The sequence below is a fragment of the Azospirillum sp. RU38E genome (assembly GCF_900188385.1).
Classification (GTDB): domain Bacteria; phylum Pseudomonadota; class Alphaproteobacteria; order Azospirillales; family Azospirillaceae; genus Niveispirillum.
Genome location: NZ_FZOI01000006.1, coordinates 153,831 through 175,899 on the forward strand (window position 1 = coordinate 153,831; position 22,069 = coordinate 175,899).

12 protein-coding genes are annotated in these 22,069 nt (G+C 61.8%); 9 read left to right on the top strand and 3 right to left on the bottom strand.

What is annotated here, in order from left to right:
- Nucleotides 1–111 precede the first annotated feature (111 nt).
- Nucleotides 112–462 (bottom strand): hypothetical protein, encoded by a 351-nt coding sequence (locus tag CHB97_RS25950; protein WP_143271320.1) that lies wholly within the window; start codon nucleotides 460–462, stop codon nucleotides 112–114.
- 197 nt (nucleotides 463–659) lie between these two features.
- Between CHB97_RS25950 and CHB97_RS13090 the strand changes: the two genes are divergently transcribed.
- The 3 genes from CHB97_RS13090 to CHB97_RS13100 all read left to right on the top strand — a co-directional run bounded on the left by CHB97_RS13090 (nucleotide 660) and on the right by CHB97_RS13100 (nucleotide 4,860).
- Nucleotides 660–2,906, top strand: a complete 2,247-nt coding sequence (locus CHB97_RS13090) for a TonB-dependent receptor (protein WP_089288355.1) — start codon at nucleotides 660–662, stop codon at nucleotides 2,904–2,906.
- A gap of 275 nt (nucleotides 2,907–3,181) precedes the next feature.
- The gene (locus CHB97_RS13095) at nucleotides 3,182–4,381 is read left to right on the top strand and encodes an MFS transporter (protein ID WP_160105834.1); all 1,200 of its coding nucleotides are present in this window, start codon (nucleotides 3,182–3,184) and stop codon (nucleotides 4,379–4,381) included.
- Nucleotides 4,378–4,860 (top strand): cupin domain-containing protein, encoded by a 483-nt coding sequence (locus tag CHB97_RS13100; RefSeq protein ID WP_089288353.1) that lies wholly within the window; start codon nucleotides 4,378–4,380, stop codon nucleotides 4,858–4,860. Before CHB97_RS13095 ends, CHB97_RS13100 begins: the two co-directional genes overlap by 4 nt.
- Before the next feature lie 37 nt (nucleotides 4,861–4,897).
- Here the strand turns inward: CHB97_RS13100 and CHB97_RS13105 are convergent, their stop codons facing one another.
- Nucleotides 4,898–6,379: a PAS domain-containing methyl-accepting chemotaxis protein gene (locus CHB97_RS13105; protein WP_200819933.1), complete on the bottom strand. Its 1,482-nt coding sequence runs from the start codon at nucleotides 6,377–6,379 to the stop codon at nucleotides 4,898–4,900.
- A 902-nt stretch (nucleotides 6,380–7,281) separates the two neighbouring features.
- Between CHB97_RS13105 and CHB97_RS13110 the strand changes: the two genes are divergently transcribed.
- The 3 genes from CHB97_RS13110 to CHB97_RS13120 all read left to right on the top strand — a co-directional run bounded on the left by CHB97_RS13110 (nucleotide 7,282) and on the right by CHB97_RS13120 (nucleotide 13,541).
- Entirely contained in the window at nucleotides 7,282–9,942 is a 2,661-nt protein-coding gene (locus CHB97_RS13110) for a TonB-dependent receptor (RefSeq protein WP_200819934.1), read from the top strand.
- A 120-nt stretch (nucleotides 9,943–10,062) separates the two neighbouring features.
- Nucleotides 10,063–12,414, top strand: a complete 2,352-nt coding sequence (locus tag CHB97_RS13115) for an alpha-N-acetylglucosaminidase (protein WP_200819935.1) — start codon at nucleotides 10,063–10,065, stop codon at nucleotides 12,412–12,414.
- On the top strand, nucleotides 12,411–13,541 hold the full coding sequence (locus tag CHB97_RS13120; protein WP_089288351.1) for an acyltransferase family protein: 1,131 nt from the start codon (nucleotides 12,411–12,413) through the stop codon (nucleotides 13,539–13,541). Before CHB97_RS13115 ends, CHB97_RS13120 begins: the two co-directional genes overlap by 4 nt.
- Nucleotides 13,542–13,779: 238 nt before the next feature.
- Here CHB97_RS13120 and CHB97_RS13125 read toward each other — a convergent pair whose 3' ends face one another.
- Nucleotides 13,780–16,068, bottom strand: a complete 2,289-nt coding sequence (locus CHB97_RS13125; RefSeq protein WP_089288350.1) for a glycoside hydrolase family 3 N-terminal domain-containing protein — start codon at nucleotides 16,066–16,068, stop codon at nucleotides 13,780–13,782.
- 184 nt (nucleotides 16,069–16,252) lie between these two features.
- Between CHB97_RS13125 and CHB97_RS13130 the strand changes: the two genes are divergently transcribed.
- The 3 genes from CHB97_RS13130 to CHB97_RS13140 all read left to right on the top strand — a co-directional run bounded on the left by CHB97_RS13130 (nucleotide 16,253) and on the right by CHB97_RS13140 (nucleotide 21,786).
- Nucleotides 16,253–17,257 carry a LacI family DNA-binding transcriptional regulator gene (locus CHB97_RS13130; RefSeq protein ID WP_089288349.1) on the top strand — a complete coding sequence of 335 codons (1,005 nt, stop codon included), beginning with the start codon at nucleotides 16,253–16,255 and terminating at the stop codon, nucleotides 17,255–17,257.
- A complete protein-coding gene (locus CHB97_RS13135) occupies nucleotides 17,254–18,687 on the top strand; it encodes a glucoamylase family protein (RefSeq protein WP_089288348.1) in 1,434 nt (477 codons plus the stop codon). The genes CHB97_RS13130 and CHB97_RS13135 overlap by 4 nt, the downstream gene beginning before the upstream one ends.
- Nucleotides 18,688–18,861: 174 nt before the next feature.
- Complete coding sequence (locus tag CHB97_RS13140) at nucleotides 18,862–21,786, top strand: TonB-dependent receptor domain-containing protein (RefSeq protein ID WP_089367442.1); 2,925 nt, start codon at nucleotides 18,862–18,864, stop codon at nucleotides 21,784–21,786.
- Nucleotides 21,787–22,069 lie beyond the last annotated feature (283 nt).

Consider the following 22,069-nt stretch of genomic DNA (forward strand, 5'->3'; position numbering starts at 1 on the left):
CGTATAATAAACGCGTTCAGAAAAAAATCACCGGCGTTTCGCGCAGGCTGGGGTTGCAGCGCTGTCTGTGCCGTCCCTGACGGACAATGGCGGGGGAATGGTCTTGCCCGGTCATGAAATAGGTATGAGGGGCAGGATCTGCGCTCGTAATCCCATATTGTGCTGATGTCCGTATCGTATGGCGTTTACGCTTGTTTTTTTGCCAGGCAGGGCACAGCCGGCCTTGCGCATCCGACGGGCCGCGAAGAGCGGCCCTGGGGCCCCGGCATCATGCTGAAGCCGCATCACCGGTGCCACCACCGCCTTTTGCCGGGTCTGCTTCACCCATCGCCATTGCTGATAGATCGGATCGTTAAATACGATTACGCCGATGAAACAGCGGCTGATATGGTTTTCCCTGCAAATGACCAGATCGGCCAACAAAGGCCGACGGCGGGGAGGATGACCGGTATGAACCTGCATATGCGGGATGCCCTTGGGCACCCCATTTACAGCCCATGATCCGTTGTTGCTGTGCTGGTGATGAACCACTGGCCTGTCAGCACCTGTTCATGATCATTCGCTGATCCCCCACCGGCTGCAACGAAAACAATCCGGCATCACGTCCGGAAACAGCCCCGCTTGTGCAATGGCGGGGCGGCCCCAGGAGGAGACCAAAGATGCGCGCCTATAAAGCCCTGTTGCTTTCAACCGCCTTGCTGGCCGGTATGGCACCGGCAGCCCTGGCCCAGGATGCCGGCGATGCGGGGCTGGATGAGATTGTCGTCACCGCACAGCGCCGGACGGAGAACCTGCAGAAGGTGGCCATCGCCGTCACGGCCATTTCCACCGACGATCTGGTCAATGCTGGCGTCACTGACACGATCGGCCTGACCAAGCTGGTGCCGGCCCTGGTGGTGCAGCCGGGCGGCGGCTCCAATAACGGCTTTTATCTGCGCGGGGTGGGTACGCTGGGGCCAAACTCCTTCTCTGAAAATGCCATCGCCTTCAATTATGGCGGCGTCTATATCGGCCGCCCCACTGCCCCCATTGGCGCGCTGTTCGATCTGGCGCGGGTGGAGGTGCTGAAAGGGCCGCAGGGCACGCTTTATGGCCGCAACGCCACCGGCGGCGCCATCAATGTGCTGCCCAACCGCCCCGACCTGTCACGCACCAGCGGCGAGGTGGGGGTGGAGATCGGCAATTACAATCTGCGCAAGGGCAGTGCCGTCCTCAATGCCCCGGTTTCCGAAACGCTGGCCCTGCGCATTGCCGGGCAGGCTTTGGACCGCGATGGTTATCTTTCCGACGGTTATGATGATGAGAAGGGAGAGGCGGCCCGCGCCTCCCTGCTGTGGGAGCCGAATGACCGGCTGAGCCTGCTGGTGATGGGCGATTATTTCCACCAGGGTGGCAAGGGGGTTGGCGGCGTGCTGGTGCCCGGCAGCCTGACCCCCACCGCCCCGGCCGTATCGGACCGGATCGGCGGGTCGGACGCGGCCAGCATCAATGAATTGCGGCTGCGTTTCCCCGGCCTGATCAATCCCGGCCTGGTGGTGCCGCCGCAGAAGGACGGTTTCAACGACAATACCTTCTGGGGCGTCTCGGCCACGCTGGATTACACGTTCGATGCTGGCACCCTGACCGTGCTGCCAGCCTATCGTGACAGCCGGCCGGATTTCCGCTTCTACAGCGTCGGCTTCCAGGGCGATATGCAGGAAACTTCCAAGCAAAGCTCCCTGGAAGTGCGCTTTGCCTCCGCCGAAGACAGCGCATTCCGCTATGTGGTGGGTGGCTTCCTGTTCCATGACAAGGTGGACGCGCTGAACAGTTTCTTCCAGGGCGGGCTGTCCACCACCACCTTCATGCCCCACCAGGATACCACCAGCAAGGCCGTGTTCGGCCAGGGTACCTATGATGTGGCACCGGCCTTCCGGCTGGTGGCCGGCATCCGCTATACCCATGAAAACAAGGAACAGACGACGCCGCTGCGCCAGAGCAGCGTGTTCAACCCCAACCCGCCCTTCCTGACGGCGACGGGGGACGAGAATTTTGAAAGCGTCACCTGGAAGGGCGGGATCGAGTTTGATGCCGGGCCGCAATCGCTGCTCTATGCCAATGTTGCCACCGGCTTCAAGGCTGGCGGCTTCTATCCCGCCGTGGGCAAGAACAGTTTTGAGCCGGAAAAGCTGACGGCCTATACACTGGGTTCCAAGAACCGCTTCCTGGGTAACCGGCTGCAGCTGAATGCCGAAGCCTTCTATTGGGATTATCAGGATCAGCAGATCGGCTATATCGGCCCGGTGGAGGTGCGGCCCGGTGTCTATGGCCAGGCCTCGGTGACCGCCAATGTCGGCCAGGCCCGCATGTATGGGCTGGATCTGGAAGCGCAGTACCGGCTGACCCATGATGATGAGATCAGCCTGAACCTGCAATATATGGACAGCAAATATAAGAGCTTCGTCTATACCGCCATTTCCGCCAATGGTGCGCCGCTGCCCAGCGGCTGCGCGGTGGCGCCCAATACCTCCCTGCCGGTGGAAGCCCCGGCCCGCCTGTTCACCGTGGATTGTTCCGGCCAGCCGGCGGTGAATGCGCCGAAATGGTCGCTCAACCTGTCCTATGAGCATACATTCACCCTGCCGGGGGATTATGCCCTGATGGCCGGCGCGCGCAGCCGCATTGAAAGCGGGCGGTTCCTTTCCATCGATTACCGGCCTGAACAGCATCAGGGCGGCTATATGACCTCCGATATCTGGCTGACGCTGGAAGCGCCGGAGAACAGCTGGTCGCTGACGGCCTTCGTCAATAATCTGGAGGACAAGGACATCTATTCCACCTCCGTCACCCGGCCGATCCTGAACGTTGTCTATAACGGCCTGCGCCCGCCCCGCACCTATGGCCTGCGCGGCAGCGTGCGGTTCTAAGGGGGGGCTCTCCTCCCATAGTGTGTTTCCCTTCCCCCCGCAAGCGCGCTGAAATTGTCACTCCTGCCCAATCGTGCCTCCCCCGCGTAAGCGGGGGTCCAGGAGCCAAGAGCACCAAAGCGTGGTTCTTGATGGCCCCTGGTTCCCCGCTTACGCGGGGAAGGCACGATTGGGCGGCTGGCACCGGTCAGTGCCATGTGAAAACGCGGGCTTACTGGGGAGGGAGACGTATCAGATGGCCGCCATCGCATCCCACCCCCCAAAGGACACCCCCCATGCAACCCGCCCCATCCCGTCCGCCGGGGATTGCCACCGGCATTGCCCTGCTGTTGCCCTGCACCTCGGCGGTGATGGGGATTTTGCTGCTGGTGCCGGTGGCGCCGCAGATGATGGCCGCCTTTGCCCATGTGCCGGGGGTGGAATTTCTGGTGCCGGTGCTGTTGACCCTGCCGGGTCTCTGCATCGCCCTGTTTTCCCCTGTGGCTGGGATGCTGGCCGACCGGTTCGGGCGCAAGCGGCTGCTGATCATCGCCATGCTGCTTTATGGGCTGGCGGGGATGGCGCCGATGCTGCTGACGGATATCGGCCCCATCCTGGCCAGCCGCGTGGCGGTGGGCCTGTGCGAGGCGGTGATCATGACGCTGTCCACCACCCTGATCGGTGACCTTTACAGCGGCAAGGCCCGGGAACGCTGGCTGTCCTCCCAGACGGCGGTGGCCTCGGTCTCGGCCTTGCTGTTCCTGGCGCTTGGCGGTCTGCTGGGGCGCCAGGGCTGGCAGGCGCCGTTCCTGGTCTATGGGCTGGCCTGGCCGATGGCCCTGGGGGTGCTGCTGCTGGTGCGTGAACCGGCGGGGCAGGGGGAGGGGGGCCATGTCGCGCGTATCCGGATGCTGGACTGGTCCGGCCTGCCGGGGCGGCATATGGCCCTGTCCTGCGGCACCACGGTGCTGGCGGCCATTCTGTTCTATACGATCCAGGTGAATATCAGCACGGTGCTGCCCGCCCATGGCGTCACCGATCCCGGCCAGATCGGCCTGTTCTCCGCACTGGCCAGCATCGGCGTGCCGCTGGGTACGCTGGTTTTCTGGCGGCTGGCGCGGCTGGATGTGCGGCTGCTGCTGGCCGGGGAGTTCAGCCTGATCGCCGCCGCCTTCATTGCCATGGGGCTGGCGGGCAATGCCGGGCTGTTCATCGGTTTTGCCTTTGTCGGCCAACTGGCGGCCGGCATGTTGCTGCCCACCCTGCTGACCTGGGCCCTGTCCGTGCTGAACTTCACGGTGCGCGGGCGCGGTACCGGCCTGTGGCAATCCAGCTTCTCCATCGGGCAGTTCCTGTCCGCCCTGGTGGTGCCGGCCCTGACGCTAGCCACCGGATCGGTGGCGGCAGCGCTGCCGGTGATCGGCCTGGGCGCCCTGCTGGTGGCTGCCGTCAATCTTTTCCTGCTGTTGCAAAACCGGAGCGTTTCCGCATCATGACCCAGCCTTTCCGCCGCATCGTCACCGCCCATGATGATCAGGGCCTGTCGGTGATCCGCAGTGTCGATACGCTGACGCCGACGCTGATCGACAGCGGCGATGCCGCCTTTCAACTGGTCTGGGCCACGCCCACAGTCCCTGCCGACCTGAATGCCGGGACCGACGGCATGGTGCCGGCCGGCAAGACCCTGCATGGCGGATCGGTGATCCGCATTGTGGACATGCTGCCGGGCAAGGCATCGCCGCTGCACCGGTCCTATTCCATTGATTACGGCATCGTGCTGTCCGGTCAGCTGGAACTGGAGCTGGATGACGGCTCGGTCACCGCGCTGCAGGCCGGTGACATTGTGGTGCAGCGCGCCACCAACCATCTGTGGCGCAACCCGTCCCCCGATCAGGTTTGTCGCATCGCCTTCATCCTGATTGAGTCCCTGCCGGTGATGGCGGGGGGCAAGGTGCTGCCGGAAGTGCATCCGTAAAAGCAAAGTTCCGGCGGCGGGGGAGTACTGGCGCGGTTTACCGTGCCAGCACCCGCGCTGCTGCCTTGGTTGTTTCCACGGCATGGCTTACCTTGCCGATGGAACCGTTGATCGCGCCCAGATTCTGGGTCACGGTTTCCACGGCGGCGGCGGTTGTCTGCATACTGGCGGACATGTCACGGGTAACAGCACTCTGTTCTTCCACGGCGGCGGCGGTGGTGGAAACATATTCGCGCACATTGGCCACGGCGCTGCGGATTTCCTGAAGCGCGCCAACCATATCGGCGGAAAGCGCCTGGATGCCGCCGATTTCCTGGGTGATTTTCTGGGTGGCGCCGGCCGACTGGTTGGCCAGATTCTTCACCTCCGTCGCCACCACGGCAAAGCCGCGCCCGGCCTCCCCGGCGCGCGCCGCCTCGATCGTGGCATTCAGGGCCAGCAGGTTGATCTGGCCTGCGATGGTGCGGATGGTATCAACCACCCCTTCCATAGCCTGGGCAACGGTGTCCAGCCGCTGGGCGGCCTGATCAGCCCGGTCGGTCACCTGTACTGCATTATCGGTAGCAGCGCGGGACTGCACCATGGAATGGGAGATTTCATTGATGGAGGCGGCCAGCTCCTCTGTGCTGGATGCCATCATCTGCACCGCCGCCGAGGTCTGGTTGGCGGCAGAGGCCGCGCAGGCAGCCTCGCCGGTGGAATGACCGACAGCTTCATCGATCTCCCCGAAATTGCGGTCGATCAGCTGTTTCAGATTGGCCAGCATGTCCATCTGGGCGGTGATGTCGGTGGCATATTTCACCACCTTCACCGGGTTGCCTTCCGGGTCCAGGATCGGGTTGTAGGAGGCTTCAATCCAGATGATCTTGCCGCCCTTGCCGATGCGCTTGAACTGCCGTGCCTGGAATTGACCGGCGCGCAGTGCCTGCCAGAAGGCGCGGTAATCGGGGCTGTTCTTCTCCGCCGCTTCCACGAACATGCTGTGGTGGTGGCCCTTGATCTCCTCCAGCCGATAACCGACGGCGTTGAGGAAATTGTCATTGGCCCACAGGATATTGCCATCCAGGTCGAATTCGATCACGGCGTTGGACTTGCGGATGGCGGCCAGCTGGCCAGCGGCTTCCACCTGTTCCATTACCTTGCTGGTCACATCAATGGCATATTTCACCACCTTGGTGACCCGCCCGTTTCCATCCAGCACCGGGTTGTAAGACGCTTCAATCCAGACAACCTTACCGCCTTTGCCGATGCGCTTGAAGGTGCGGACCTGGAATTCACCACGATTCAGCGCCCGCCAGAAATTCGCATAATCGGCACTGTTCTTTTCGGCCGGATCGACGAACAGGCTGTGATGCTGACCCCGTATTTCCGTCAGCGTATAGCCCATTACATCCAGAAAATTCTGGTTGGCGTCGAGGATGGTGCCATCCGTATTGAAGCAAATCATCGCCTGGGAGCGGTTGAGTGCGGCGATGATTTGCGCTGTGGCATCCTGTTGCTTCAGCAGATTGAACACCATTTGACCGACCCCTTCATACATAGGAATGTTTTTCGGGGTCGTTTGTCCCCGTACTGCCTGTTTCAGAGGCTAGGGGAAAGCGCTTTGACAAGACAGGGCGAAGCCTATAGCCCTCAGCATAGTTTTTGATGCCTGGGGGGTTGACTTCCGTTAATCGTGAGCTACGAAGACGGTTAACCGATATTTACGAACTCTCTACCAGCGGCGGGGGCGGTGGCATTTCACTTTGTAATATTGACGGACGAGGTTCCCGCTTCCGGCACGGCCTGGATAATCGAGGGGAGGAGTTGGCATAAATTGGTATTGTTATTTTACGGCAATAACCTGCGCCATTTCCGCCGTTTTTATCCCAGATGGCTTTTAGGTGGGGGGATGGATTCATTATTCTGTTGAAATCATGTGAGAATTTAATTTTATCCTAAAGATATAACAATGAATGCGCGTGATGCGTTATCAGGCTGGGCGACAAAAATCCTTCAAAAATTTATCTTAGATAATTATTTTAATTTTTGCGTTTGAATTTATTCATATTTCAATAAATGTGCATTTTTTTCATGAAACTATCTTCATTTGCATGTTTTATGCGCATATTTTGTTTGGTTTTATTTCAATATAAAAAGTGGGTGCTTTATTTTTGTGCATTTTTTATCGATACTTTTCATTTTCCCGAAATTTATCCGGGTCGTTGATTTAATTAATTTGAATTAAAAATTCGGCGTCTTGAAATGTCTTATAGTGGACTTGACGAACCATACCAATTGCTGACATGAAGGAATGGACGACGAGAAACGAAAACAAGCCGCCAGCCGTCGAACATCACCTCAGCATCATACTTAACAGGCAGGGGTTACGGGATGAGCAACTCAGTTCGTGGGAATGTCGCGGCGCTTCGCCGAAAAAAAATGTCCTTGCTGTGCGGCACCTGCATCGGCCTGCTGGCCCTTGCCGCCCCGGCATTGGCGCAATCCTCTCCCGCTGAAAGCACGGAGACGCTTGACGAGGTCGTGGTAACCGGTTTCCGTGGTTCGATCTATGCGGCCATGGAGTCCAAGCGCCTGGACTCCCGCGTTACCGACGGTATCTCGGCGGAAGATCTGGGCAAGTTCCCCAGCGAGAATATCACGGAAGCGATCCAGCGCATTTCCGGCGTACAGATGTCCAACGTCAATGGGCGCGGGGCGACGATCAGCATTCGTGGCCTGGGCCCGCAATATGCGTTGACCACCATCAATGGCCAGGTCTTCAAGAGTGCCGATTTCACCGACGGCTTCCGTTACGACATTATTCAGACTGAACTGGCCAGCTCCATCCAGGTCATCAAATCGCCGACGGCGGACATGGATGCCGGCGGCCTGTCCGGCACGGTGAATATTGATACGACCAAGCCGCTGGATTACAAGGCGCCGGAATTTGTCGCCTCTGTCAAAGGCCAGAATTCTGAATTTGCCGGCGGCAAGATCACGCCGAAGGTCGGTGTCAGCTATGTCGATCAATTGCTGAACGATACGCTCGGCGTTTACCTGAATGTCGGTTATCAGAAGCTGGACGACCGCGCCGATTATTTCTGGATGGATCGCTGGACCACCCAATCCATCGGTGGATCGACCGTGACGGTGCCGCGCCGCCCGCGCTATCGCCGCATCGACCGCGAAACGGAACGCAAGCAGGCCAGCGGCGGGCTGCAATGGCGCCCCACCGATTCTATTGAGATTAATGCCTCGGCGATTTTCGCGCGCGACAATACGGATTACGACGTCAACCAGCAGGTCTTCCTGTTCAACACCGCGCGCCTGAAGGTCAACAAGGTGACCAATGGCACGGCGGTCAATACCACCGCGACCAACTTCACGATGGAAAATAACCGTCAGGAGGAAGAGCGCAATCTGACCAGCCAGGGCTATACCCTGTCGGGCACATGGACCGGTGATGATGGCTGGGTCGCCAAGACGGCGGTGAACTATACCCAGGGCAAGGCCTATCTGCGTGAAGCGGCGGCCATTCTGGGTATCAATATCCCCAGTGCCACCATTGATATTGCCGATCCGGATGCCATTGGCTACACGGTCAGCACCGATCTGGCCAATGCCGGGCTGTATGCCCCCAACCTGCTGAACCGCAACGAATATCCCAACGGCGCCACCCGCCGGATGAAGTCTAGCGAACTGTCTGAACAGGTCGATCTGTCCAAGGAAGTGGCGTTCGGCCCGATCAGCAAGCTGAGCGTTGGTGCCAAGAACCGGCACGAAAGTTTCGACCGCTATATCACGCGTCATGACATGATCGCGCTGTCCAACGCTCCGGCGCCCGGCAGCAGCATTTTCCCATCCATGCCGAGCAATTACTATTCGGTCGGCGATTTCCTGGATGGGCGCTTTGACATCCCGCATGGCTGGGTCGGCCCCAACCCGTCCGCCTATGACAAGGCGCTGGCGGCGGCCGGCATTGTGGTTCCGGAAATCTTCGCCCCGGAATCCAGCTATAAGGTGGACCGCTACATGCCGTCCGCCTATGCGATGGCCAGCATCGACACCATGCTAGCCGACATGAAGGTGACGGGTAATCTTGGCCTGCGCTATGAATATACCCGCCAGAAGGTGAAGGGTAACGTCACCGGTCCGCGGACCGATGGCTATACCGAGGTGCAGCAGGATATTGGCGACTATACCCAGTCGCAGCATTACGATAACTGGCTGCCCAGCTTCAACCTGTCCGTCGAGCCGGTGGACAAGCTGATGGTCCGGTTTGCCGCCGCCAAGGTGTTGGTCCGCCCGATCCTGGATTCCAACAGCTCCCTGGCCCAGACCACCTCGCGCACCACCAATTCTCAGAACACCAAGACCGATATTGTGACGGTCAATCTGGGTCAGGCCGGCCTGAAGCCGCTGACCGCCAACCAGATCGATCTGGGGGTGGAGTGGTATTACAGCCGCACCGGTGCCTTCTCCATCAACGGTTTCCAGAAATGGATCAAGAACGGCACCTATTCGGCGCTGGTCTGCCCGGGTTCCTTTGCCGGCACGCCGCTGACCAACAATGGCAATGACTGCGTTGACGCCGCCGGCAATATTTATGACATCACCCAGACGCTGAACGACCCCTCCACCATCAAGCTGAAGGGCTTTGAGGTGAGCTGGAACCAGTCGTTCGACGATTACCTGCCGGTGGATGGGTTTGGCATCATCGGTAACTTCACCAAGGTTTATCCGCAGAAGGTGAAGATTGGTACCGGTTATACCGTGCGTAACCTGTCCAAGACCTCCTGGAACGTCACGCCCTATTGGGAAAATGACAGTTTCAGCGTGCGCGTGGCCATCAACCACCGCAGCGGTTATGATCAGAACAGCGCCGACAGCTTCTTCGCCCGCGAAGGCCATACGGTGAAGGCCCGCACCCAGGTGGATCTCAGCGCCGGCTATACATTCGATGAACATCTCAGCTTCAGCGTGGGTGTCATCAATCTGAACGAAAGCAGCGAAGAGGCCTATTACAACGATCCTTCCGTCTGGCAGGAAAGCAGCTTCTATGGCCGCAGCTTCTACGCTGCTGCGACCTGGAAGATGTAATCGCCATTGGCAGCATCCCGGTGTGCCAAGCCCATTGGGATGTTGCCAGCTTTTGCTTGCGACAAGCGCTGCGGCATCCGCGCTTGCGTGGTCAGCACTTCAACGGATGGATGACAGACATTGGCGATTTCAGCATTGGCCAGCCTTTCCACCCGCTCCTTCTGCCTGATGTCGGCCGCGCTCTGGCTGATCACCAGCGGCGGTCTGCCGGCACCGGTGGCCGCGAAACCGACGCAGAAAACCGCCATGCCGGCCGAAGCAACAGCAGAAGCGCAGGCCGTGCTGGGGCGGTTGGGGGTGGATACAAGCCTGATCAACCTGTCCTTGAAGAAAATGGACAAGCCCTATTACCGGGTTCGCACCGATAAGGGGCATCTCTCGGTGGAAGGGGATTCCGCTGTGGCGCTGGTGCATGGGGCTGTCCGCTATCTGGGTCGCCAGGGGGCGCTGGCGGTCAGTTGGGAAGGCAACCGTCGCCAGACGGTGGCCTTCGCGCCCGGCTATGACAGCGGGGACGTCACATCCCCCTTCGGCCTGCGCACCTATCTCAACCCCTGCACCTTTGGTTACACCAGCGTCTGGTGGGATTGGGCCCGCTGGGAGCAGGAAATTGACTGGATGGCTGCCCATGGCATTGATACGCCGCTGGCCATGGAAGGGCAGGAATATGTCTGGCGTGCCCTGTGGCGGGAAGAGGGGTTGAGCGATACGGCGATTGCCGATGGCTTCTCCGCCGCCCCCTTCCTGCCCTGGCAGCGCATGGGCAATATCGCCGGCTACCGCGCGCCTTTGTCCACCGGCTGGATCTACAAGAAGCACACCCTGCAAAAGCGCATCCTGGAACGGATGCGCGCCCTGGGCATGAAGCCGATCCTGCCCGCCTTTGCCGGCTATGTGCCCAAGGCCTTTGCCGAGCGCCATCCGGAGGCCCGGATCTATCAGATGCGGGAATGGGAAGGTTTCCCCGGCACCTATTGGCTGGACCCGTCCGATCCGCTATTCGCCCGCATCGCCAAGCGCTTCATTGCGCTTTACAATGAAACCTATGGGCCGGGGCAATATTACCTGCTGGATGCCTTCAACGAGATGGTGCCCCCCATCGCGGAGGATGGCAGCGACGCCCGCCAGGCCACCTATGGCGATTCCACCGCCAACACCGCCGCTGCCCGCGCCGCCGCCCTGCCGGCAGAGGTGCGCAGCGCCCGGCTGGCCGCCTATGGCGAGCGGCTTTACCAGTCGGTGACGGAGGCCGCCCCCGGTGCCACTTGGGTGATGCAGGGCTGGCTGTTCGGGGCCGACAAACATTTCTGGACGCCCGACGCCATCGCCGCCTTCCTGTCCAAGGTGCCGGATGAACGGATGCTGATCCTGGATATCGGCAATGACCGTTATCCCGGCATCTGGCAATCCAGCAACGCCTTTGACGGCAAGCACTGGATCTATGGCTATGTCCATAATTACGGCGGCAGCAACCCGGTCTATGGCGACCTGTCCTTCTACCGCACCGATATGGAAGCGGTGCTGCGCCATCCGGGGCGCGGGTCGCTGGCCGGTTTTGGCATGTTCCCGGAAGGGCTGCATAATAACGGCATCGTCTATGATTACGCCTATGATCTGGCCTGGGGGGAGCTGTCGGGCCAAACCGGCGCGCCGCCGGTGGAAAGCTGGCTGTCCGACCGGCTGCGCGCCCGTTATGGCACGGTGACGCCGGCCTTGCTGGATGGCTGGAACAAGGTGATTGCCGGGGCCTTCAGCACGCGGTACTGGACACCGCGCTGGTGGGAAAAGCGCGCCGGGGCCTATCTGTTCTTCAAACGGCCGACCCTGGCCGGGTCGGATTATCCGGCCCCGCCGGGCGATGCTGCCCAATTGCGCGCCGGGATCGAGGCGCTGCTGGCCCAGGCGTCCGGGCTGGGGGCGGAACCGCTTTACCTCTATGATCTGATCGATCTGACCGGCCATTATGCCAGCCTGAAGCTGGACGAGGCGTTGAAGCAGGCCATCGCCGCCTATAAGGCTGGCGATCTGGCGGCCGGTGATCACGCCGCCGCGCGGGTGGAGGCACTGGCCCGCCAGATTGACAGCCTGCTGGGCAACCAGCAGGAAACACTGGGAAGCTGGATCGAAGACGCCCGCGCCTATGGCGACACACCGGCGGAGAAGCAGCATTTTGCCCAGGATGCCAAGGCCATTGTCACCCTGTGGGGTGGCACGGGGAACCTGTCGGACTATGCCTCGCGCGCCTGGCAGGGGCTTTATGCCGGCTATTACCTGCCGCGCTGGCAGCGCTTCCTGAACGCCGCCCGACAGGCGGCGGTGGCGGGCAAGCCGCTGGATGAAGCGACGGTGAAGGCCGATATCAAGGCCTGGGAACAGGGCTGGCTCAGCGATGAGAACCTATGGCCGCGCCAGCGGCCGGCATCGCCCCTGGCCGCCCTGCGCACGCTGCTGGCAGAGGTGGACCGGCCATGAGCGTGATCAGCACAGCCGCGCCCAAGCGCTTCATCGCGCTCGATGTGTTTCGCGGCGCCACCATCTTTTTGATGATCCTGGTCAATACGGCCGGGGCCGGGGCACCGCCCTTTGCACAATTGGTCCATGCGAAATGGATCGGCTTCACCCTGGCCGATCTGGTTTTCCCCACGTTCCTGTTCGCCATGGGCAACGCGATGAGTTTCGCGTTGCGCAAGCCGCTGCCGACCGGTGCTTATGTAAAGGGCCTGTGCCGGCGGGCGGCCATCATCTTCCTGCTGGGCTTCCTGATGTACTGGTTCCCCTTTGTGGCGCGCGGGGAAACGGGATGGGCCTTCCTGCCCTTTGATCACACCCGGATACCAGGGGTGCTGCAGCGGCTGGCGCTTTGCTATCTGCTGGCGGGATTGCTGGTGCGCTGGCTGGGCGTGCGGCAGATCGTGCTGGCCTGTATCGTGCTGCTGCTGGGCTATTGGGGGATTCTGCTGGCCTTCAGCGAGCCGGGGTTGGCCTATGATAAATATGCCAATATCGGCACGAAGATTGATCTCTGGCTGATCGGTCCGGCGCATCTTTACAAGAAGGATAATGGCTTCGATCCGGAAGGGCTGCTGGGCACCCTGCCGGCGACGGTGAATGTGCTGGCCGGCTATCTGGCCGGTGTGGCCATCCTGCGCGGGGCATCGCTGGTCCGTACGGTCCGGCTGATGGCGGTGGCCGGGGTGGGGCTGGTGCTGGCCGGGCTGGCCTGGGCACCCTGGTTCCCGATCGCCAAGAAGCTGTGGACCGGCTCCTTCGTTCTGCTGACGACGGGGCTGGACCTGATCCTGCTGGCGGGGCTGATCGCCCTGGTGGAACTGGCGGGCCGACAGCGCGGCACGTCCTTTTTCACCATCCTGGGGCGTAACCCGCTGGCGATATATCTGTTCTCCGAACTGTTCGTGATTGTGCTGGAGATGGTGCGCATCGGCCCGCAAGGCGGTGTCTATCACTGGATCGGCGTCACCCTGTTCCAGCCCCTGGCGCCGGGGCCGGTGGGATCGCTGCTCTGCGCCTTTGCCTATACGATGGTCTGCTGGGCGGTGGCCTGGGCAATGGATCGCAAGGGATTGATCCTGAAGGCCTGATCCCGAGTTCCGTGTTGAAACCGGTCGGCGATCTGCCCCCGCCGGTGCCCGTTGGGGCACTTGCGGGGGCTTTGACTTCTACCAATCTCCCTTGATCGTGACCGATCCAGGGAGATTTTGCGTTCCCTCAGTCGCCGGGCGGGCGCATAAGGCACCCTTGGCTCACGCGCCACGAGGTGCTGAGCCGGCGGTCGCCGGCCTCCAATCCGCCAAGGGACAAGCCCTTGGCGGATTGGTATTATGCCAGCAGTTCAAACATGCCGGTCACCCCTTCCGCCTGGGCGGAGGGGGCGATCCAGAGTGTGAACAGGCCCGGTTCCACCGTCGGCTTGTTCTCCACCCCATAGAAAAGCAGGTCACGGCGGCTGAGGGTGAAGCTCACCACCCGGCTTTCGCCCGCTGCCAGTGGCAGCTTGGTGAAGGCCTTCAATTCCCGCACCGGCCGGGTGATGCTGGCTGTCTGGTCGCGGATGTAAAGCTGGGCCACCTCCTCCGCGGCGCGCTGGCCCCGGTTGGTGATGGTGGCGCTGATGGTCAGCGTGCCATCCCAGGCCAGCGTGGCGGGCAGTTTCAGATCGCTGTAATGGATATCGCCATAGGTCAGACCATGCCCGAACGGGTACAGCGCCTCGTTGGGCGCTTCCCGGTACCTGGCCTTATATTCCGTCGGCTTGCCCGCCAGCACCGGCCGGCCCGTGTTCTTATGGGCATAGAAATAGGGCTGCTGCCCGGTTTCATAGGGAAAGGAACAGGGCAGCCGGCCGGAGGGGCCATGGTCGCCGAACAGGATATCGGCCATGGCGTGCCCGGCCTCCGAGCCTAAGAACCAGGTCACCAGAATGGCCTTGGCATCACGCACCGCCCCTTGCACGGCCAGCGCCCGGCCATTGGTCAGCAGGACCACCATGGGTTTGCCGGTGGTGGCCAGCGCCTCGGCCAGTTCCTGCTGGGCGGTGGGCAGGCCGATATCCGTGCGGCTCTGCGCCTCGCCGGACATGCGCTCATTCTCGCCCACGCACAGCACCACGATATCGGCGGCCCTGGCGGCGGCCATTGCCGCCTCAATCCCACCCGGCAGGGGGGCATTGACGCCGCATCCATCGGTGAAGCTGACCGTCGCATCCGGCCCCAGTGCCGCGCGCACGCCGGTGGGCAGGTCCACCGCCTGGGCATTGTCGCCATAGATCACCCAAGGGCCATTCAGGCTGCGTTCCTGGCGCAGGAAGGGGCCGATGAAGGCGATCTTGCGCCCCTGCTTGGGCAGGGGCAGCAGATTGTCCTCATTCTTCAGCAGCACGATGGATTTGCGCCCCGCCTCCCGCGCCAGGGCCAGATGGGCGGGCAGGCGGGTGCGGGCCTTTTCCCGCTTGGCATTGATGCGGCGGAACGGATCATCGAACAGGCCCAGCATGGCCTTGACCGCCAGCACCCGGCGCACTGACCGGTCAACCACCGCTTCCGGTACCAGCCCGTCACGCACCAGCCCCGGCAGGTGGCGGGCATAGAGGTCGCTCTGCATACTCATGTCGACGCCGGCCAGGATGGCCAGACGGGCGGCATCCCGCCCATCCCTGGCATAGCCATGGGCGATCATCTCCTCATCGCCGGTATAGTCGGAAACGATGATGCCCTGGAATTTCCATTCATCGCGCAGCAGATCGGTCATCAGCCATTTATTGCCATGCGCGGGAATGCCGTTGATTTCATTGAAGGCGGCCATGCCCGACAGGGCACCGGCATCAAACCCGGCCTGATAGGGGGGCAGATAGACTTCCCGCAGGGTGCGTTCGGACATATCCACCGTATTATAATCCAGCCCGCCCATGGCAGCACCATAGGCGGCGACATGCTTGATGCAGGCCATCATTGCATCATCGGCCCGCAGGTCACCGCCCTGGAACCCCTTCACGCGCGCCGCGGCGAACAGGCAGCCCAGCAGCACATCCTCCCCGGCCCCTTCCATGGTGCGGCCCCAGCGCTGGTCGCGGGCAATATCCACCATGGGGGCGAAGGTCCAGTCGATGCCGGCGGCGGCGGCCTCAATCGCCGCCACCCGCGCGGTTCGCTCCGCCAGCGATGGTTCAAAGCTGGCCGCCTCCCCCACGCCGACGGGGAAGATGGTGCGGTGACCGTGGATGATGTCTGCGGCGAAGACCAGCGGGATCTTCATCCGTGATTTCTGCATCACCGCCCGCTGCATCCGTTCGGCCATCACGGCGCCATTGCCGTTGAACACGCCGGTCAGGCGACCGGCCACAGCGGCTTCCACCTGCTGATCGAAATTCCCGCTATTGCCGCTGGGCGGGTTGATGGCGGTGGCGACACCGCCACTCCAGGCCGCGGCCATCAGCTGCAACTGCCCGGCCTTTTCCTCCACATTCATCCGGCTGATTAATGCGTCGATGAAGGCTGGCACGGGGCCGGCTTCCGCCGCCTGTGCCAGGGGCCGGGCCGGGCTGGCCATCCAGGCCGCCGCGACACCCGCCCCCATCATCACCGCCCGCCGGGATATTTTCTTGTCACCCATCGTTGCCTCTCGTGTGACCCGTCCCGTGCAAATTCACGAATTGGGGTCAAAAATGGGGTTGACTGCATCATGTAACCGGTTGCATAGACGATTTCACAGTATCAGCGCAATAGAAGTTCGTAGCACGGACCGGTTTCTTCGGTCATAAAGGGTCTCTGGCCGGACATCATCACGGGGAATTGACGTGGGCAACGGGAAGCCGCCGCATAATGCGACGATCAGGGATGTGGCTCGTCTGGCCGGTGTTTCGGTTGCCACCGTGTCGCGCGCGGTCAATGGCCATCCCAGTGTCAGCCCGGATACGCGCGACCGCATCAATCGGGTGGCGGAAAGCCTGAACTATACCCCCCATGCGGGCGCGCGCAGCCTGTCCATCGCCAAGACCCAGGCCATCGGCGTGGTCCTGCCGGACCTGTTCGGGGAATTCTTCTCTGAACTGGTGCGCGGGCTGGATCGGCGGGCGGGGGAATTGGGCTATCACCTGATGCTGTCCAGCCTGCACGCCGATCTGGCACGGGTGACGCGGGCGGTTTCCACCATGCGCGGGCGGGTGGATGGGGTGATCATCATGGCCCCGCAATTGCCGGTAAAGACCCTGGCTGCGACCTTGCCGGCGGGGATGCCGACCCTGCTGCTGAACAGCGAACGCAATCGTACCCACCCGGTGATCAGCTTTGACAACCAGTCCGGGGCTGTGGCGGTGACCCGGCATCTGATCGGGCTGGGGCGGCGCCATATCGTGCATATTGCCGGCCCCGCCGGCAATCTGGATGCGCGGGAACGCGCGGATGGATATCGCCGGGCCATGGCGGAATTTGCCCCCGATGCCCCGGTAACGGTGGTGGAAGGCCGCTTCGATGATTTATCCGGGGCGGCGGCGCTGCGCGACCTGCTGGCGGCCGGCACCCAGGTGGATGCTGTCTTTGCCGCCAATGACATGATGGCCATCGGCGCCCTGACCTGGGCGCGCCAGAACGGCCTTTCCGTGCCGGGGCAGATTGCCGTGGCCGGCTTCGATGATATTCCGCTGGCCCATTATCTGGGCCTGACAACCATGCGTGTGCATGTCGCCGAGTTGGGGGGCCGCGCCGTCACCCGGCTGGCGGCGATGATTGATGGCGATGATGCCGGCAAGAAGCTGGAGATCATCACGCCCGACCTTGTGATCAGGGAGTCCACCCGACAATGATCCACCGCCGTACCCTGCTGGGGGCAGCGCCGTTCCTGGCCGGGGCGGCGCTGCTGCCCGGCTGGGCGGTTCGCGCCGCCCCGCCCCTTGTCTCACTGCCGCCCTTCTTCGACGATCTGGGCCGCCGCACCTTCAATTTCTTCTGGGAAAGGGCCAATGCGGGCAATGGGCTGGTGCCTGACCGCTGGCCAACCCCGTCTTTTTGCAGCATCGCCGCGGTTGGCTTTGCGCTCACCGCCTATGGCATTGGCGTGGCGCGCGGTTATGTCAGCCGGGCTGACGCCGCCATCCGCACCCTGACCACGCTGCGTTTCTTTGACCAGCTGCCGCAGGGGCCGGCGGCCACGGGCGTGGCCGGGCATAAGGGCTTTTTCTATCATTTCCTGGATATGCTGACGGGCCTGCGTTACGGCCAGTGCGAGCTGTCCAGTGTCGATACCGCCCTGCTGCATCTGGGCATGTTGTTTTCCGCGGGTTTCTTTGATGGGAGCGATCCGGCAGAGCAGGAAATCCGCCGGCTGGCGCTGGATCTGGTGGACCGGGCGGAATGGCCCTGGTTCCAGAACCAGGCCGGCGACATCTCCATGGGCTGGGGGCCGGAGAAAGGCTTCATCGACCATTACTGGACCGGTTACAATGAAGGCATGATGGTGCTGCTGCTGGCGCTGGGGTCGGGCCGGCATCCGGTGGCCGATGGGGCGTGGGACAACTGGACCCGCACCTATGCACGGTCATGGCGGGGGCAGGGGATGGGGCGGCATCTGGCCTTCGCCCCCCTGTTTGGCCACCAATACAGCCATATGTGGGTGGATTTCCGGGGTATCCGCGATGCGGTGATGCGCGAGGCTGGTTTCGATTATTTCCAGAACAGCCGCCGCGCCGCCTATGCCGCACGGGCCTATTGCATGGCAAATCCGGGCGGCTGGCGCGGCTATGCTGCGGATATCTGGGGGCTGACCGCCTGCGACGGGCCGGGCCATGCGCAATTCAGCGTCGATGGCAGGGAACGGCGTTTCCACGGCTATTCGGCGCGCGGGCCGCTGGATCAGCCGGACGGGCTGGATGATGGCACCTTGTCCCCCACAGCAGCGCTTGGCTGCCTGCCCTTCGCCCCGGAAATCGTGGTGCCGGCGGCACTGGCCATGAAGGAACGCTATGGCGACCGGCTTTATGGCCAATATGGCTTCCTGGACAGTTTCAACCCCAGCTTCATCGGGCCGGCCGCGCAGTCGGATAAGGGGCAGGTGGACCCGGTAACGGGCTGGGTGGCGACGGATTACATCGCCATCGATCAGGGCCCCATTCTGGGCATGATGGCCAATTATCAGGATGGGCTGATCTGGCGGGTGATGCGGGGGGCGGCCACGCTGCGGCGTGGCCTGCGGCGCGCCGGTTTCACCGGGGGCTGGCTGCCATCCGGTCCGGGCTGATCGGCAACATTTCAGCAAATCGCGGTTAACGGATCAGAAAAGGTGCTTGACGGCACCAAATCAGCCGCTACTAATCCATGGAACCGTTTACATCGCCGCACATTCTCCAATCCATGGCGGCTAAACAAAAATGAAACCGGTTACATGGTTTCAAATTCGGGGAAGAAAACGCAGATGCCCAGGTCATTCTCCTATCGGTCAGCCGCCCGTCTGGGCGTATCCCTGTTTGCCGTGGCCATCGCTGTCGGCATGGTTCCCCTGGCCAATGGCCAGACGGCCTCCACCGTGCGCGGCCATGTGGATGGCGGCGCACCGGGGGCGGTGGTGACGGCCACCAACCTTTCCACCGGCCAGAAACAGACCGGCAAGCTGGATGAGAAGGGTGATTACGTGCTGGTGGGGCTGCGTCCCGGCAGCTACCGGATTGAAGCGGCCGGCAATGTGGCCGACGCTGCCGTGCCGGTGGGGCAGACGGTGATCGTCGATCTGGCCCCCGCCGCCCCGACGCTGGACGAAATTGTGGTGACCAGCGCCAGGTTGACGGAACCGCGCTCGGCCATCGTCAGCACCAATGTGACGCCGGCCCAGATTGAATCACTGCCGCAGAATGACCGCAACTTCCTGAATTTCGCGGCCCTGGCGCCGGGTGTTTCGGTTTCGCCCTCGGCTGGCAACCGCTCCATCCAGGCGGGCGGCGTCAGCGCGGATAATATCAACGTCTTCATCGATGGCACCAGTTACAAGAATCAGGTGGGCCATGGCGGGGTTGCCGGGCAGAGCTTTTCCCAGGGCAACCCGTTTCCGCAGCTGGCCATCCAGGAATTCCGCGTCGATACGCAGAATTTCAAGGCGGAATATGAACAGGCCGGTTCGGCCATTATCTCCGCCGTCACCAAGACCGGCGGCACGGAGTTTCATGGCACCGGCTTTGTGCAATATCAGCCAAAAGCCTTTATCGGCCGCCCCTATTTCGACCGGCCGGGCAAGGCCAATAATCCCGATGGCACGCGGGAGAAGCCGGATTACAAGCGCACCCAATATGGCGCCGATCTGGGCGGCCCGATCATTGCCGAAAAGCTGCATTTCTACGTCGCCTATGAAGGCACGACACAGACCAACCCTTCCACCGGCGTGCAGCTGCTGACCCCGTCGGGCGGGGGCACGCCCGCCTATCAGGCGCTGGCAACGCGGGAAAACGGCAGTTTCCCAGCCGATTTCAAACAGGATCTGCTGTTCGGCAAGCTGACCTTCTTTGTCAGCGAGGCCGATACGGTGGATGCCAGCTATTTCCTGCGCAAGGAAGACGATCTGGCCGATTTCGGCAATCAGGCCGCCCGTTCCCACGGGCGGTTGAAGCAGAACGACATCAAGAACTATCAGCTTGAATGGAAGCATGATGGCGACGGTTTCCTGAATGAAGCGCAGATCGCCTATCAGACGGTGACGACCGGCACGCCGCGCAACAGTGACGGCCCGGAAACCATTCTGACCGACGGGCGCAACGGCCGCGAAGTGGCGCAGCTGGGCGGGCATTTCTTCACCCAGGAGAGCGCCCAGAAACTGCTGACCTTCAAAAACGCCACCACCTGGACCGGTGACGCGCACACGGTGAAGGTCGGCGGCAAGCTGACCCTGGCCAAGTTCAGCCGGCTGGAGGATTTTTACAGCAACGGCACCTATATTTACGATGCCAACACCTATACCGGTACCGCCGCCGACATTCCCTATGCGGCGCAGATCGCCATCCGGCCGGTGGAAAAGGCCCGGGCCAACAATACCCAGATCGGCCTGTTCATCCAGGATGATTGGGAAATCACCGATAGGCTGACGGCCAATCTGGGCCTGCGCTGGGATTATGAATCCAACCAGGGCAACAATAAATTTGTGACGCCGGCCAATGTTGTCACCGCCCTGCGCAATTACCAGGGCTGGAAGGCGGCCGGCATCAATCCGGATGATTATATTTCCACCGGCAAGAACCGCGATGCCTATCTGGGGGCCTTCCAGCCGCGTCTGGGCCTGTCCTATGATCTGGAAGGGGATCGCAAGACGGTGCTGTTTGCCGGGGCCGGTCGTTATTATGACCGCAACCTGTTCCTGACCTCCCAGATTGAGACCATCTCCAATCTCTATCGCACCGATCAGCGGATTGAGTTCGGGGGCGGCACGGCCTGCGCGCCGGCCTATCAGGCCGGGTTGAAGGATCCCAACAATTTGCGGCAAGCCCTCAGCGGCTGTGTCAAGGGTGGGTCGGTCTGGCTGCTGCCCAATGATATCAAGCTGCCTTATTCGGACCAGCTTGATATCGGCGTGCGTCAGCAGTTTGGTGAAATCCAGACCTCACTGACCTTCGCCTACATCATTTCAAAAAACATCTTCCAGTATGTGCGCGGCAACCGGATGCCGGATGGCAGCTTCAGCCCCGCCGGTGACCTCTGGATCATTGATAATTTCCCCGCCGCCGGCCAGTTGCCCGGCTTCAATGGCAAGCTGAATATCGGTGCCAGTGAAGGGGAGGCGCGCTACGCCGCCATCTATCTGACGGCGCAGAAACCCTACACGGATGAATCCGGCTGGGGCTTCACCACCAGCCTGACCCTGCAGCGCCCGCGCACCAATGTGGGAACGGAGCTGGGGGCCGATGAGTTCTTCGAAGGCCCGCGCCAGAACCAGTTCGGCTGGCATTATGTGCAGGGCGTGGATAAATATCGCTTCGTGGGCACCGGTATTGTGGCCGGCCCCTGGGGGACCAAACTGTCCAGCACGCTGACCCTGGCATCCGGGCCGGCCTTCGGCAATGTCATTTCCGGCCTGCCCGACACACCGCCCAATGCCTGCTGTTTTGCCAATCTGGGCGGTGTGTTCTATCCCAAAACGACCTTCGGCTATAAGAACCTGGACCTGCGCCTTTCCAAGGATATCGAGACCTTCTCCGGCCATCTGCTGACGCTGGATTTCCAGGTTTACAACGCGTTCGACTGGGTGAACCGCAGCTATTCCGCCTGGACAGCGGGGGCCGGTGCCAACCCGACCTTTAAGGAAAACGGCACAGTGGGCAATGCCCGCACCTTCCAGGTGGGGGCCCGCTACAAGTTCTGATGTATTTGTCGCCCCCCCCTCCCGTCGGGCGACCGGCGGGAGGGGAGGCGGCCATCGGGCACTGCGCCCGGCCGGCCATCGGAAATATCCCGCCAGCCGAGGCAGAACAACGCTGTCATGACACCGTGAGTGCTCAGCAATGGCGGCGTGACTCACGAACTTTTGCCGCCGACAATCCCGGCGCGGTTCACATCCCCTGCCACGCAAAGGCCAATGCCATTGCGCTCCCCTGTGCGCTGCGTCATTGTGAACGAAGGCAGATACAGACATTGACTGGGCACCA

What these genes read in the sequence shown, in the direction of transcription:
- CHB97_RS13100 (WP_089288353.1), top strand. Translation starts at nt 4,378, where the DNA reads ATGACCCAGCCTTTCCGCCGCATCGTCACCGCCCATGATGATCAGGGC.
- CHB97_RS13135 (WP_089288348.1), top strand. Translation starts at nt 17,254, where the DNA reads ATGATCCACCGCCGTACCCTGCTGGGGGCAGCGCCGTTCCTGGCCGGG.
- CHB97_RS13105 (WP_200819933.1), bottom strand. Translation starts at nt 6,379, where the DNA reads ATGGTGTTCAATCTGCTGAAGCAACAGGATGCCACAGCGCAAATCATC.
- CHB97_RS13120 (WP_089288351.1), top strand. Translation starts at nt 12,411, where the DNA reads ATGAGCGTGATCAGCACAGCCGCGCCCAAGCGCTTCATCGCGCTCGAT.
- CHB97_RS13090 (WP_089288355.1), top strand. Translation starts at nt 660, where the DNA reads ATGCGCGCCTATAAAGCCCTGTTGCTTTCAACCGCCTTGCTGGCCGGT.
- CHB97_RS13140 (WP_089367442.1), top strand. Translation starts at nt 18,862, where the DNA reads ATGCCCAGGTCATTCTCCTATCGGTCAGCCGCCCGTCTGGGCGTATCC.
- CHB97_RS13095 (WP_160105834.1), top strand. Translation starts at nt 3,182, where the DNA reads ATGCAACCCGCCCCATCCCGTCCGCCGGGGATTGCCACCGGCATTGCC.
- CHB97_RS13125 (WP_089288350.1), bottom strand. Translation starts at nt 16,068, where the DNA reads ATGGGTGACAAGAAAATATCCCGGCGGGCGGTGATGATGGGGGCGGGT.
- CHB97_RS13110 (WP_200819934.1), top strand. Translation starts at nt 7,282, where the DNA reads ATGTCCTTGCTGTGCGGCACCTGCATCGGCCTGCTGGCCCTTGCCGCC.
- CHB97_RS25950 (WP_143271320.1), bottom strand. Translation starts at nt 462, where the DNA reads ATGCAGGTTCATACCGGTCATCCTCCCCGCCGTCGGCCTTTGTTGGCC.